Source organism: Streptomyces sp. Ag82_O1-12, assembly GCF_900182715.1.
Taxonomy (GTDB): Bacteria; Actinomycetota; Actinomycetes; order Streptomycetales; family Streptomycetaceae; genus Streptomyces; species Streptomyces massasporeus.
The window spans coordinates 1,214,539-1,227,475 of sequence record NZ_FXUW01000001.1; the positions used below are offsets into that span (position 1 = coordinate 1,214,539).

Sequence of the window (12,937 nt, forward strand, 5' to 3'; positions counted from 1 at the left end):
TGCGAGTCCCGTGCTACGTTCGGCCGATGGCTGAATCTGTCGTACTCGATCCGGTGGATCTCCATCTGTTGCGGCTGTTGCAGAACGACGCCCGGGCGACCTACCGGGATCTCGCCGCGCAGGTCGGGGTGGCGCCGTCGACGTGTCTGGACCGGGTCACGCGGCTGCGCCGGTCGGGCGTGATCCTCGGGCACCGGCTGGAGCTGGATCCGGCCAAGCTGGGACGGGGACTGGAAGCCCTGCTGTCGGTGCAGGTCAGGCCGCACCGCCGGGAGCTGGTGGGCCCGTTCGTGGAGCGGATCCGGGTCCTGCCGGAGTCACGGACGGTCTTTCACCTGACCGGTCCCGACGACTATCTGGTGCATGTCGCGGTCGCCGACATGGCCGACCTGCAGCGGCTGGTGCTGGACGCGTTCACGTCGCAGCGGGAGGTGGCGCGGGTGGAGACCCGGCTGATCTTCCAGCAGTGGGAGTGCGGGCCGCTGCTGCCGCCTTCGCCCTCGGCTCAATCGGCGTGACGTGCGTGGTCCGCCGTACGAGGATGGCGGCATGTCTGAGATCAAGAGCCCGCTGCCCCGAGAGGTCGCCGACGCCTACGTCGACGAGCTCGTCGCCCTCGACCCGATCACCGGCACGTTCCTCGGCGACAAGGAGAGTTCGAGCAGGCTGCCCGACACCTCGCCCGCTGGGCAGGAGGCGCTCGCGGAGCTGGCGCGGCGGACGCTGGCCCGGCTGGACGAGGCCGAGCGGCTGCCCGGCGCGGACACTGACATCGAGCGCCGGTGCGCGCGGCTGCTGCGCGAGCGGCTGGGAGCCGAACTCGCGGTGCACGAGGCCGACGAGAGCCTTCGTTCCGTCAGCAACCTGAGCTCCGTCGCGCACGCGGTGCGGCAGGTGTTCACCGTGACGCCCGCGCAGTCGGAGGAGGACTGGGCGGCGATCGCCGAGCGGCTGCGCGGCGTCCCGGCCGCGCTGGAGGGCTACCGGGAGTCCCTGGCGCTCGGCCTGGAGCGGAAGCTGTACGCCGGCCCCCGCGCCACCGCCACCTTCGTGACGCAGCTCGGTGAGTGGGCCGACGCGGACGGCGAGGGGCACGGCTGGTTCGAGCAGTACGCGGCGGCCGGCCCCGAGGCCCTGCGGTCCGAGCTGGACACCGCCGCCCGCTCGGCCACCGAGGCCGTCGTGCGGCTGCGCGACTGGATGCGGGACGTGTACGCGCCGGCGATCGAGGGCACCCCGGACGTGGTGGGCCGGGAGCGGTATGCGCGCTGGGTGCGCTACTTCAACGGCACGGACCTCGACCTGGACGAGGCGTACGCCTACGGCTGGTCCGAGTACCACCGGCTGCTCGGCGAGATGAAGAGCGAGGCCGAGAAGATCCTGCCGGGCGCCGGCACGCCGTGGGAGGCGCTGTCCCACCTCGACGCGCAGGGCACGCACATCGAGGGCGTCGACGAGGTTCGCGACTGGCTGCAGAGCCTCATGGACGAGGCGATGGACGCGCTCGACGGCACCCACTTCGACCTGGCCGAGCGGGTGCGCCGGGTGGAGTCGCGCATCGCCCCTCCGGGCAGCGCCGCGGCCCCCTACTACACGCCGCCGTCGGACGACTTCTCCCGGCCGGGCTGCACCTGGCTGCCCACGATGGGCGAGACGCGCTTCCCGGTCTACGACCTGGTGTCGACCTGGTACCACGAGGGCGTACCCGGGCACCACCTCCAGCTGGCCCAGTGGAAGCACGTGGCGCAGAACCTCTCCCGCTACCAGGCGAGCGTCGGCATGGTGAGCGCCAACGCCGAGGGCTGGGCGCTGTACGCGGAGCGGCTGATGGACGAACTGGGCTTCCTGACCGACCCGGAGCGCCGGCTCGGCTATCTGGACGCCCAGATGATGCGCGCGGTGCGCGTCATCATCGACATCGGCATGCACCTGGAGCTGACGATCCCGGACGACTCGCCCTTCCACCCCGGCGAGCGCTGGACGGCCGAGCTGGCGCAGGAGTTCTTCGGCTCGCACAGCAGCCGGCCGGCGGACTTCGTGGAGAGCGAGCTGACCCGCTACCTGTCCATGCCGGGCCAGGCCATCGGCTACAAGCTCGGCGAGCGAGCCTGGCTCCTGGGCCGCGAGAACGCCCGCGCCCGCCACGGCGACGCCTTCGACCCGAAGGCCTGGCACATGGCCGCGCTGTCCCAGGGGTCGCTCGGTCTGGACGACCTGGTGGACGAACTGTCGCAGTTGTAGGCGCGTCGGCGGGGCGCCGCTGTCGCGGAGCGAGGATGTAGGCGCGTCGGCGGGGCGCCGCTACCGCGGAGGCAGGGTGCAGGCGCGCCGCTACCGCGGAGGCAGGAGGCGCAGCTCGATCAGGTCCAGCCAGGTCTCCGGGCCCGGCTGGACCCTCGCCGCGCGGACCGCGTATCTGCCGGGTTCCAGGGCCACCCGGACCTGGTCGGTGTCCGCGAGGCCCGTCCCGGGCCAGGCCGCGTCGAAGAGGCGGACCGGCCCGGGCACCTTCCAGGTCGTCTCCGGTCCCCACTCCGCCGTGGCGGTCGCCGGCGGGACGCTCGCCAGCAGTTCGTGCTCGGAGTTGCCGGCGCACCACCGGACGAACATGCCCCGGGCGGGCAGGTAGGCGGTCGAGGCGGGCTCGTCGCCCAGGACCAGGGCCGTGGAGTCGCCGACCGGGAGGAGGCCGACGTGGCCGTCCACCTCGCAGGCCCGGTCGTAGTCCGAGGCCGTCTCCTCGCCGTCGGCCCCCGCCCAGAACGGCAGGACGGCCTCCGGCACCGCTATCAGCGGTCCGCCGCCCGACTCCACCCATTCCACCGCGCCCGGTTCCGCGTATCGCACCATGGCGCAAGAACCTACAGGGTCAACTCGCGGCAAAGGATCGGGGGTTCAGCAGCCGCAGTCGCCGGCGTCCACGGGCGCCGTCAGGGGGTCCGGGGCGCTGCGCTCTCCCCCTGCCAGGTCTCGAAGGCCAGGCGCTCGCGCACCCAGTACTCGAAACCGCCGAGTACCTCCTTGACCGCGTAGGCGAGTTCGGCGAGGGCCGGGGCGGCGCGGGTCACGGCCCGCTCGATGCGCCACCTGGAGGAGGTGTCGGGGAAGATCGGGGCGCTGGGCTCGGTGACGACGAGCGTGGTGTACTCCTCGCCTCTCCCCCGGCGTCCCCTGGGGCGCTGACGTCAGCCGGTGCCGCGCTGGCGCAGTGCCGAGCCGGACCGGCCCTTGACCACTTCGAGCTGGGCGTGGATCCGCCGCCGCAGGTCGGCGACGTGGCTGACGATGCCGACGCTCCGGTCGCGTTCGCGCAGGGAATCGAGGACGTCGAGGACCTCGTCGAGCGTCTGGTCGTCGAGGCTGCCGAAGCCCTCGTCGATGAAGAGGGTGTCCAGCCGCACCCCGCCCGCCTCGTCCGTGACGACGTCCGCGAGGCCGAGGGCCAGGGCGAGCGAGGCGAAGAACGTCTCGCCGCCGGACAGGGTCGCGGTGTCGCGTTCGCGGCCGGTCCAGGCGTCGACGACATGCAGTCCGAGCCCGCTGCGGCCGCGTCCGGTGCGGTCGTCGGAGTGGACGAGGGTGTAGCGGCCGGAGGACATGCGGCGCAGCCGGACGGTCGCGGCGGCGGCGACCTGCTCCAGCCGGGCCGCCAGGACGTACGACTCCAGGCGCATGCGGCGTTCGTTGTCCGACGAGGTGCCGGCGGCGAGGCCGGCCATGCGGGCGACGCGGTCGTACTCCTCGCGCAGCGGCGCCAGCCGGCGCACGGAAGCGGTCGCCCGGGCGGAGAGCCGGTCGAGTTCGGCGCAGCGCCGGCCGGCGGCGTCGTGCGCGGAGGCGGCGTCGCGCAACCGCCGGGCCGCCTCGTCGGCGGCCTGCTGGGCCGATTCCAGGCCGGCCCGCGGCTCGCGGGCCGCCGCGGCCGTGTCGGCCTCGGCGAGGACGGCCCGCACGGCGGCGTCCTCGTGCTGCCAGGCGTCCAGACGGCGTTGCAGTTCGCGGTGGGCGGCGTGGTCGAGGAGGGCGGCGGCCGCGGCCTGCGGGGTCTCGAAGCCGGCGCGGAAGGCGGCGTCGGCGAGCCTGGCGTCGGCGTCCTTGAGCCGCTGGGCGGTGTCCTCGGCGACGCGGGCGGTGTCGGCGGCGTCCGTGAGGAGCGCGGTGCGCCGCTCGAGCTGTGCGGCCCGCGCGGCGACGCTGTCCAGGGAGCCGCGCGCCCGGTCCAGCTCCTCCTCCAGCAAGGCCCGTTCGCGGTCCAGCCGCTCCCGGTGACCGACCCGGGAGGCGGTCCGGACGGCGGTCTCCTGCCGGGCGGCGAGGCGCCGTTCGTGCTCCAGCCCGGCCTGCCGCAACCGTTCCTGCGCGGCGTGCAGCTCGGCCGCCGCGCTGCGGGCCTGCGCGTACCGCTCCTCCAAGTCAGCCAGCTCGTCGTCGAGTTGCTGGGTCGGCGTGTCACCGGCCTCCGCGGTGGCCGCGGCGAGGGCCTCCCTTACGACGCCGAGGCGCCGCTCGTCCTCGGCGCGCTGCTCGTCGGCGCGCTGGTAGGCGGTGAGGGCGTGCTCCTCCGCCTCGCGGTCGACGTGCCCGGCGATCTTGCGGGCGGGGTCGGGGTGTTCGGTGGCGCCGCAGACGGCGCAGGGTGCGCCGTCGGTGAGGTGTGCGGCCAGTTCGGCGGCGATGCCGTTCAGGCGCTGCTCCTTGAGGTCGAGCCAGTGCTGCTTGGCCCGCAGCGTCTCGTCCTGCGCGGTGCGCACTCGTTCTACGGCACGGTCCGTGTCCTGGACGAGCTGGTCGCGCGTGCGGGCCGCCCGCAGCCGCTGCTGCGCGGGCTCACGCCGTGCGCCGAGCTGCTCGGCGAGTGCGGCGGCCTGCTGCGCGGAGTCGACGCTGGTCTGGAGTGCGGCGCGTCGCTCCTCCCAGCCGTCGAGCCAGGCCTCCGCCTCATGGAGCAGGTCGGCGTCGGCGCGTTCCTGGCGGTCCAGGCCGGCGCGCTCGTCGAGGAGTTCGGCCAGGCGCCGCTCGGCCCGGCGGGCCGAGTCGAGCCCGCCCAGTTCCTCGGCGGCCCGGCGTGCGGCGGCGGCCAGCCCGGCCGCGCCCGCGTCGGCGAAGGAGTCCGGGAGCAGGGCACGCGCGCGTGCCTCGGCGGCGGCCGCCCGGCGGTGTTCGGCTTCGGAGGTCTCGCGCAGGTCCAGGGCGGGCGCTACCGCTTCGGCCTTGCGGGCCCGCTCCATGAGCGTCTGGGCCTCCCGGTAGGCCTCGGCTCCCTGCTCCAGGCGCGCCGCCCGCTCCCGTGCCTCCACGAACCGCCGCTGGAGCCGGGCGAGTTCACGTACGTCGTCCAGGGCGCGGGCGGCTGCGGCCTGCGCGGACTCGGCGGCGGTGAGCGTGCAGGCGGCGACGGTGAGCTGCTCGCGGGCGGTGCTGCGGGCGACGGCGGCCGCGTTCAGTACGGCCTCGGCGAGTCCCGGTTCGCCCGGGGCCAGTTCGGGCAGCTCCATGGCGTCGCCCGCGGCCTGCTGCATGCGGTGGGCGTCGGCCAGTAGCTCCGCGTCCCCGTCCCGCACCTGGGTCTCGGTGGTGCGGCGCCGCTCGGCGAGGCGCTTCTCGACGTCGGCGAAGCGGCGGGTGTCGAACAGGCGGCCCAGCAGTTTGCCGCGGGCCTCGGCGTCGGCGCGCAGGAACCGGGCGAAGTCGCCCTGCGGCAGCAGCACGACCTGGCAGAACTGCTCCCGGCTCATGCCGAGCAGCTGGGTGATCTCCTCGCCGATCTCCTGGTGGGAGCGGCTGAGGTCCTTCCAGGTCCCGGCTGTCGCGTCGTACTCGCGCAGCCATGTCTGGGCCTTGTCCAGTGTGGTGCCGGTGCCGCGCTTCTTGGGGCGCTCCCAGGGCGGCTGGCGGGTGACCTCCAGGCGGCGTCCGGCGACGGTGAGGTCGAGGGTGACCTCGGTGCGGGTCGCGGCTGCGGCGTGGTCGCTGCGCAGGGCCGTGCCCTGTGCTCCGCCCTGCCGGGCGCCCGGCACCGAGCCGTAGAGGGCGTAGCAGACGGCGTCGAGGACGGATGTCTTGCCCGCGCCGGTGGGGCCGTGCAGCAGGAACAGCCCGGCCGTCGACAGGTCGTCGAAGTCGACGGTCTGGGTGCCGCCGAAGGGGCCGAAGGCGGTGAGGGTGAGCCGGTGGAGCCTCACCGGGCCACCTCCCGTACGGTCTCGTCGGCCCGGACCGCGTCGAACGCGTCCCGCAGCACGCCCTGTTCGTGCGGGTCGGGCCCGGCGCCGCGCACATGGGCGACGAAGTCCTCGGCGATCTGCTGGTCGCTGCGGCCGGCGAGGCGCCGGGCGTACGACACCTCGGACTCGGCGTCGTCGCGGTCGGGGTCGAAGACGAGGCTGAGGGTGTGCGGGAAGCGCTCGGTGAGCCGGGCCATCGGGTCGGCCGGGCGGACGGGGTCGGTCAGGGTCGCCTCGACCCACGCCTCCTCGTGCCGTGTCAGGTCCGGGTCGGCGAGCAGGTCCTCCAGGGTGCCCCGGATCCGGGCCAGGGGGCGGGGCACCGGGCAGTCGACGCGCTCGGCGTCGACGGAGCCGTCCGCGGCCAGGTCGACCAGCCACATGCTCTTGCGGTGGGCGGCCTCGGAGAAGGAGTAGGGCAACGGGGAGCCGGAGTAGCGGACGCGGGCGGTGAGGGTCTGGCAGCCGTGCAGGTGCCCGAGCGCCACGTAGTCGACGCCGTCGAACACCCCGGCCGGCACCGCGGCGACGCCGCCGACGGTGATGTCCCGCTCACTGTCGCTGGGTTCGCCGCCGGTGACGAAGGCGTGGGCGAGGACGACGGAGCGGGTGCCGGGCGCGCGGGCGGCGAGGTCGGCGCGGACCCGGTCCATGGCGGCGGCGAGCACGGACTCGTGCCCGGCCTTCTCCACTCCGAACTCGTCCTTCACCAGGGCCGGTTCGAGATAGGGCAGCCCGTAGAAGGCGACGTCGCCGTCGCCGTCGGCGAGCACCACCGGGGTGCCGGACGCGGACGGCTCGGTCCGCAGGTGGATGCCGGCCCGCCCGATCAGCCCGGCTCCGACGCCGAGCCGGCGGGGCGAGTCGTGGTTCCCGGAGATCATCACCGTGGGCACGCCGAGAGCGGCGAGGCGGTGCAAGGCGTCGTCGAAGAGCTCGACCGCGGCGAGCGGCGGCACGGCGCGGTCGTAGACGTCTCCCGACACAACCACCGCGTCCACGGCGCGCTCCCGCACGGTGGTGACGAGGTGGCCGATGAACTCGGCCTGGGCGCCGAGCATGTTCACCCGGTGGAAGGCGCGGCCGAGATGCCAGTCGGAGGTGTGCAGCAACCTCAAGACGCCGCTCCGACCTGCATGTCTCCCCCCTACTGTCCTCTTCTGCTGCCGCGAGCCGGTCCGGCTCGCCGTCAGACCCACCACGCTAACGCGTGTGAGCACCTGGTCCACCACGAACCCCGGAGCGCCACGCCCCTCCGGCGCCAATTCAGGGGAAATGTCCAGGAAATGTCCAGCAACGTGAGGGCCTCGTGCTCTCCACCAAGGCCTGCCACCCCGTGGGCCCCGGCCCCAACGACCGCGGCCTGTCCCGCAAACACGTCGCCGAGGGCTGCGACGCCTCGCAGCCGTGCGAGTGGTTCAGCCCCGCTCCGGGCGGTCGAGGCCCTCGTGCCCCATCTGAGGCAGACCCCGCTGGCCGCGAGCCTGGTCTTCGTGCCGCTCGGCCTCGGGTTCATCGTCGCCCCGGCCGCGTGCCGCAGGCTCGCCGCCCGGCACGGCGCTGCTCGCGTTCCGGCTGGGCCGCGTCCCGGCGGGTGCGGTGGTCGAGGACGGGGAGGGGGCCGAGGGCCGGACCGGAGCCGGGCCCGCTGACGTCGGCGGGCCGACCGGACCCCCACCCGTGCCGCACCGCCGTCTGCGAGGCGGAGCCGGCGTCACGCGTCCCCGTACGCCTCCCCGCCCGCCTCGAAGCCGGCCGTGCCGGCGGTGACGTCGGCAAGCCAGGAACGGAAGGCGGGCACGTCGGCGTCCGGGAGGGCGATCTCGATGGTGACGGCCTCCCCGTAGCGCACGTCCCGGACGTCGCGCCCGCCGGTGCGCAGGTCGTTCTCGAGCTTGCCGGCCCGCTGGTGGTCGACGGTGACCGTGGCCAGCCGGTACTTGCGGCGGGTGCGGGTGCCGAGGGTGTCCAGGGCCTCGCCGACCGCTCCGCCGTACGCCCGGATGAGCCCGCCGGCGCCGAGTTTGACCCCGCCGAAGTAGCGGGTGACGACGGCGACGACGTACCGCATGTCGCGGCGCAGCAGCATCTGGAGCATGGGGACGCCGGCGGTGCCGCCGGGTTCGCCGTCGTCGCTCGCCTTCTGGACGGAGGCGTCGGCGCCGATGACGTAGGCCCAGCAGTTGTGAGAGGCGTCGGCGTGCTCCCTGCGGACCGCGGCGATGAAGTCCTGGGCCTCCCGCTCGGTGGCCGCCGGGGCGAGGGCGCACAGGAAGCGTGAGCGGTTGACCTCGGTCTCGTGCACGCCGGCGCCGGCGACCGTGCGGTATTCGTCGGGCATCCGGCCAGCCTATGCGCGGGCCCGGGGCTACTTCTTCGCGCCCCGGGGCACGGTGACGGAGGTGAGCAGGGCGGTGCCGGGGGCGAGGTCCCGCCAGGCCGTGCCGCGCCAGGACAGAACGGCGATCGCCGACGTGGGGAACTTCGTGCGGACCTGCTCCAGGGTGTCGTCGAGGCCGTCACCGGCGAGGGCCAGGACCAGTTCCTCCAGGCCCGGGTTGTGCCCGATCAGCAGCAGCGTCTCCACCGCGGCGGGTACCTCGTGCACCACGGCCAGCAGGCCGGAGGGTCCGGCGGCGTACAGCCGCCGGTCGTGCCGGACCGGCGGAGGCGTTCCCCACTCGGCCGCGGCGAGGTCCCAGGTCCGCCGGGCGCGGACGGCGGTGGAGCACAGCACCAGGTCCGGCAGGAGGTCGGCGTCGGCCAGGGCCCGCCCGGCCGCGGGGGCGTCCCGGCGGCCGCGCGGGGCGAGGGGGCGTTCGTGGTCGACGACGTCCAGAGGCCAGGCGGACTTGGCGTGCCGCAGCACGATCAGGCGGCGCAGCGGGCCCGCTCCGGAGCGTTCGATCATGACGGGGATCCCAGGTCGCGGGCGAGGTCGAGGCCGAGGAGCCGGTCGGCGTAGGCGTAGGTCTCGAAGCGGGCGCCGTCCGCCAGTTCCGGCGCGGTCTCGACCTGACGCAGGACGTCCAGCACCCGCGGCACGTCCAGGTCGTCGTCCCAGGCGTCACGCAACCGGCCCCGTACGTCGTCGGGGACCGGCCGCGAGGGCTGCCGCGCCCAGCAGGCGACCGCGCCGCGCCAGCGGGCGAGGGTGGCCTGGGCGTCGTCGAGTCCGGCCGCCTCCAGCCGGACGGGGGTGCCGTGGTGCCGGCTGATCAGGGCGAGGCGCAGGACGGAGGGGTCGCAGGGGTGCGGCGGGCCCGGCTCCGCGGGCGCGACGGCGATCCGCACCCCGTCGGGTGCCGCCCCGCCCTCGGGGGTGACGTGGACGACCTGGGACTCGCCCAGACCGGCACCGACGTCGGGGCTGGCCTCGAAGGGGCGGATGCCGAGCGTCGCGGCGTCCGCGCGCAGCTCCGCCTGCCGGTGGCCGCCGGTCAGCAGCGCCCACACCGGCGTGCCGCCGAGCTCCAGGGTCCGCACCAGCAGGTCCCCGACGAGCAGCACCCGCAGGTTCGTCGTGTCGGAGCCGGGTGCGTGCACCTCGACACGGGTCAGGCTCCGGCGGGCCGGAGCGGCGTCGACCGGCTCACGGGTTCGGGCGTCGATGATGCGCAGCACGAGGCGAGCGTAGGCGGGTGGACGGGTACGCGCAGGCAGGTTCGGCGTTTTCCGGCCGCCGTGGCGCGATCGCCACACCTATGGCGTGTCCGGCCGCTCCTGTCGGGCCAGCGTGCCCAGGAACCGCACATGGGGCCGCCCCTCGGGCCCTTCGCGGCTGACGGCGGCCCGCACCCCGTACACGTCGGCGACGAGCTCCGCCGTGAGGACGTCGCCCGGAGTGCCCGCGGCCACGACCCGCCCCGCGGACAGCACGACGACCCGATCGCAGTACATCGCCGCGAGGTTGAGGTCGTGCAGGGCGACGACGGTGGTGACGGGCAGGCCCGTGACCAGGGTGAGGAGGTCGAGCTGATGGTGGATGTCGAGGTGGTTGGTGGGCTCGTCGAGGAGGAGTTCGCGGGGCTCCTGGGCGAGCGCGCGGGCGATCTGCACCCGCTGGCGTTCGCCGCCCGAGAGGGTGTGCCAGCGCTGTCGGGCCCGGCCGTCGAGGCCGGTGCGCTCCAGGGCGGCGCGCACCGCCCGTTCGTCGTCCGCGCAGGCGGGTGTCCAGGCGCGGCGGTGTGGGACGCGGCCCAGCCGTACGACGTCCTCGACCGTCAACTCGACCTGGGTGTCGGACTGTTGCTCGACCACGGCGAGGCGGCGGGCGACCGTTCGGCGGGGCAGGTCGCCCAGCGGTGTGCCGTCGAGGGTGACCACTCCGGAGGTCGGCGTGAGCAGCCCGGCCAGCAGCCGCAGCAGCGTGGACTTGCCTGAACCGTTGGGTCCGAGGACGCCGATCGTGGAGCCGGTCTCCGGCGCGAGGGTGACGCCGTCCAGGATGAGACGCCCGTCGGCGCGGCGGCTGACCCGCTCGGCCCGCAGCCCCGCCCCCACCTGTGCCTCCGCCCCGCTCACCGCGCCCTCCGCCTCCACCGATGCCCCTGCGCCGCTCGCCGCGCCCTCCGCCACCGATACCTTCGCGCCGCTCACCGCGCCCTCCTCGTCCGGTACAGCACCGCCACGAACGCGGGCACCCCGATCAGCGACGTCACGACCCCCACCGGGACCTCCTGCGGATCGAGGACGGTCCGGGCCAGGGTGTCCACCCACACGAGGAACACCGCTCCCGCGAGGGCGGTGACCGGCAGCAGCCGCGCGTGCCCGGGTCCGGTCAGGGCCCGGGCGGCGTGCGGCAGGACCAGGCCGACGAAGCCGATCGCCCCGGCCGAGCTGACCAGCGCGGCCGTGAGCAGGGCCGTGACGCACAGCAGCACCAGGCGGGTCCGGGCGAGGGGCACCCCCAGCGCGGCCGCCGCGTCCTGCCCGAAGGCGAAGGCGTCGAGGGTACGGGCGTAGGACAGGCAGACGACCAGGGCCACGGCCAGTACGGCCAGGCACAGCCACACGTCGGTCCAGCCGGCGCCGCCGAGCGAGCCGAGGAGCCAGAACAGCACGCCCCGGGTCGTCTCGGCGTCGGCGGAGGTCATCACGACGAAGGAGGTGAGGGCGGAGAAGAGCTGCATGGCGGCGACGCCCGCGAGGACGACCCGGTCGGTGGTGCCGCCGAGGGTGTGGCTGAGCAGCAGCACCAGCCCGAACGACAGCAGGGCGCCGAGGAACGCACCCCCGGACACCGACAGGGCGCCGCCGCCCACGCCCAGCACGACCACGAGGACCGCTCCGGTGGAGGCGCCCGAGGACACCCCGAGCACGAAGGGGTCGGCCAGCGGGTTGCGCAGCAGCGACTGCATCACCGCACCGCACACGGCGAGTCCGGCCCCGCACACGGCCGCGAGCAGGGTGCGCGGCAGCCGCAGCTGCCAGACGATCCCGTCCCGGATCGGCGTCAGCTCCGAACTGCCGAGGCCGAGATGGGCGGCCACGACGGACCACACGTCGCCGACGCGGATGTCGGCGGGACCGATGGTGATGGCCACGGCGAGGGAGGCGACGAGCGCGACGGTCCCGGCCGCGCCCAGCGCGAGTCCCGCCCGGCGCCGGGGCCCGGTCCCGGCGGCGGGCAGCCCCCGGGCGGTCACTTCACCAGTCCGAACCGGCGCAGCCCGGCGGCCACCTGCTCCACACCCTCGACGGTGCGGATGGTCGGGTTCATGGCCTGTCCGCTGAGCAGCACGTACCGCTTGTGCCGGACGGCGTCCATGTTCCTGGTGACGGGGTTGGACTCCAGGAAGGCGATCTTCTTCGCGGCGGACTCGGCGGTCTGGGACTTGCGGGTCAGGTCGCCGATGACGAGGACGTCGGGGTCCCGGTCGGCGACGGTCTCCCAGTTGACCTGCGGCCACTCCTGGTGCGTGTCGTCGAAGACGTTCTTCGCGCCGAGGGCCCGGGTGATGATGCCGGGCGCCCCGCAACAGCCGGCCAGGTAGGGCGACTCGGAGTTCGCGAACCAGTAGAGGAGCGTGACGTCGGAGGCGTCGATGCCGGCCGTGGCCTTCTTCATGCGCTGCCGGAGGGAGCCCACGAGGGCGTCGCCGCGCTCCTTCACCCCGAACACGGTCGCGAGGTCCCGGACTTCGCCGTAGACGGTGTCGATGCCCAGGGCCTTGGCGCGGGCGCCGTCGCCGCCGCCCGAGTTGTCCTTGCCGGCGCAGTCGGACGGGGAGACGTAGGTGGGGACGCCGAGCTTCTCGAACTGCTCGCGGGTGGCGACGCCGCCCTTGCCGAGGGTGGAGACGAAGGAGGCGGCGACGAAGTCGGGCTCGGTGTCCAGGACGCGTTCGAAGGACGGGGTGTTGTCGGCGAGGCGCGGCACCGTCGCGTCGGCCTTCTCCAGCCCCTTCATCACGGGGTCGGTCCAGGTGGCCGTGCCCGCGAGGCGGTCGGCCAGGCCCAGGGAGAGCAGGATCTCGGTGGTGCCCTGGTTGAGGGACACCGCGTGCCGCGGCGGGGCGGCGACGCGGACCTCGTGCCCGCAGTTGGTGAGGGTGACGGCGGCCTTGGCGTCGGTGGACGCGGTGTCGCCGCAGCCGGTCAGGAGCAGGGAGCCGGCGGCGAGCAGCGCGGCGGCACGGGCGGGTCGGGCGAGGGGCACGGGAACCAGTCCTCAGGCGTCGAGGGCCCATTCGCGGAGCCCGGTCGTACGG

The 12,937-nt window shown here is 74.7% G+C and carries 11 protein-coding genes and 2 pseudogenes; 3 read left to right on the forward strand and 10 right to left on the reverse strand.

All coding sequences use genetic code 11. The features are described from left to right. Nucleotides 1-26 precede the first annotated feature (26 nt). Both QOL88_RS05595 and QOL88_RS05600 read left to right on the forward strand, forming a co-directional pair. The gene (locus QOL88_RS05595) at nucleotides 27-518 is read left to right on the forward strand and encodes an Lrp/AsnC family transcriptional regulator (protein ID WP_097215367.1); all 492 of its coding nucleotides are present in this window, start codon (nucleotides 27-29) and stop codon (nucleotides 516-518) included. Between the two features lie 31 nt (nucleotides 519-549). After that, entirely contained in the window at nucleotides 550-2,241 is a 1,692-nt protein-coding gene (locus tag QOL88_RS05600; RefSeq protein ID WP_097215368.1) for a DUF885 domain-containing protein, read from the forward strand. A gap of 90 nt (nucleotides 2,242-2,331) precedes the next feature. Here the strand turns inward: QOL88_RS05600 and QOL88_RS05605 are convergent, their stop codons facing one another. Next, nucleotides 2,332-2,850, reverse strand: a complete 519-nt coding sequence (locus tag QOL88_RS05605; RefSeq protein WP_097215369.1) for an immunity 21 family protein — start codon at nucleotides 2,848-2,850, stop codon at nucleotides 2,332-2,334. A 45-nt stretch (nucleotides 2,851-2,895) separates the two neighbouring features. Then, nucleotides 2,896-3,065: pseudogene (locus tag QOL88_RS05610) on the reverse strand (rhodanese-like domain-containing protein); the annotation flags it as partial. On the opposite strand from QOL88_RS05610, the pseudogene QOL88_RS05615 reads away from it, so the two are divergent. Continuing rightward, nucleotides 3,061-3,183, forward strand: a pseudogene (locus QOL88_RS05615) (Lrp/AsnC family transcriptional regulator); the annotation flags it as partial. The pseudogenes QOL88_RS05610 and QOL88_RS05615 sit on opposite strands and share 5 nt — an antisense overlap. A gap of 2 nt (nucleotides 3,184-3,185) precedes the next feature. Here the strand turns inward: QOL88_RS05615 and QOL88_RS05620 are convergent. The 8 genes from QOL88_RS05620 to QOL88_RS05655 form a co-directional block, all read right to left on the reverse strand. Then, nucleotides 3,186-6,182: an AAA family ATPase gene (locus tag QOL88_RS05620; RefSeq protein WP_097215370.1), complete on the reverse strand. Its 2,997-nt coding sequence runs from the start codon at nucleotides 6,180-6,182 to the stop codon at nucleotides 3,186-3,188. Next, nucleotides 6,179-7,342, reverse strand: coding sequence for an exonuclease SbcCD subunit D (locus QOL88_RS05625; RefSeq protein WP_097215371.1), 1,164 nt, complete (start codon nucleotides 7,340-7,342; stop codon nucleotides 6,179-6,181). Before QOL88_RS05625 ends, QOL88_RS05620 begins: the two co-directional genes overlap by 4 nt. 596 nt (nucleotides 7,343-7,938) lie before the next feature. Further along, the gene (locus tag QOL88_RS05630) at nucleotides 7,939-8,565 is read right to left on the reverse strand and encodes a YigZ family protein (RefSeq protein ID WP_097215373.1); all 627 of its coding nucleotides are present in this window, start codon (nucleotides 8,563-8,565) and stop codon (nucleotides 7,939-7,941) included. A 27-nt stretch (nucleotides 8,566-8,592) separates the two neighbouring features. Continuing rightward, entirely contained in the window at nucleotides 8,593-9,135 is a 543-nt protein-coding gene (locus QOL88_RS05635; protein WP_097215374.1) for a SixA phosphatase family protein, read from the reverse strand. Beyond that, the gene (locus tag QOL88_RS05640; RefSeq protein ID WP_257027545.1) at nucleotides 9,132-9,848 is read right to left on the reverse strand and encodes a hypothetical protein; all 717 of its coding nucleotides are present in this window, start codon (nucleotides 9,846-9,848) and stop codon (nucleotides 9,132-9,134) included. The genes QOL88_RS05635 and QOL88_RS05640 overlap by 4 nt, the downstream gene beginning before the upstream one ends. 78 nt (nucleotides 9,849-9,926) lie before the next feature. Then, the gene (locus tag QOL88_RS05645) at nucleotides 9,927-10,748 is read right to left on the reverse strand and encodes an ABC transporter ATP-binding protein (RefSeq protein WP_097222877.1); all 822 of its coding nucleotides are present in this window, start codon (nucleotides 10,746-10,748) and stop codon (nucleotides 9,927-9,929) included. 71 nt (nucleotides 10,749-10,819) lie between these two features. Then, nucleotides 10,820-11,872 (reverse strand): FecCD family ABC transporter permease, encoded by a 1,053-nt coding sequence (locus tag QOL88_RS05650; protein ID WP_097215375.1) that lies wholly within the window; start codon nucleotides 11,870-11,872, stop codon nucleotides 10,820-10,822. Next, nucleotides 11,869-12,885: an ABC transporter substrate-binding protein gene (locus tag QOL88_RS05655; protein WP_097215376.1), complete on the reverse strand. Its 1,017-nt coding sequence runs from the start codon at nucleotides 12,883-12,885 to the stop codon at nucleotides 11,869-11,871. Before QOL88_RS05655 ends, QOL88_RS05650 begins: the two co-directional genes overlap by 4 nt. Between the last annotated feature and the right edge of the window lie 52 nt (nucleotides 12,886-12,937).

What these genes read in the sequence shown, in the direction of transcription:
- QOL88_RS05595 (WP_097215367.1), top strand. Translation starts at nt 27, where the DNA reads ATGGCTGAATCTGTCGTACTCGATCCGGTGGATCTCCATCTGTTGCGG.
- QOL88_RS05600 (WP_097215368.1), top strand. Translation starts at nt 550, where the DNA reads ATGTCTGAGATCAAGAGCCCGCTGCCCCGAGAGGTCGCCGACGCCTAC.
- QOL88_RS05605 (WP_097215369.1), bottom strand. Translation starts at nt 2,850, where the DNA reads ATGGTGCGATACGCGGAACCGGGCGCGGTGGAATGGGTGGAGTCGGGC.
- QOL88_RS05630 (WP_097215373.1), bottom strand. Translation starts at nt 8,565, where the DNA reads ATGCCCGACGAATACCGCACGGTCGCCGGCGCCGGCGTGCACGAGACC.
- QOL88_RS05635 (WP_097215374.1), bottom strand. Translation starts at nt 9,135, where the DNA reads ATGATCGAACGCTCCGGAGCGGGCCCGCTGCGCCGCCTGATCGTGCTG.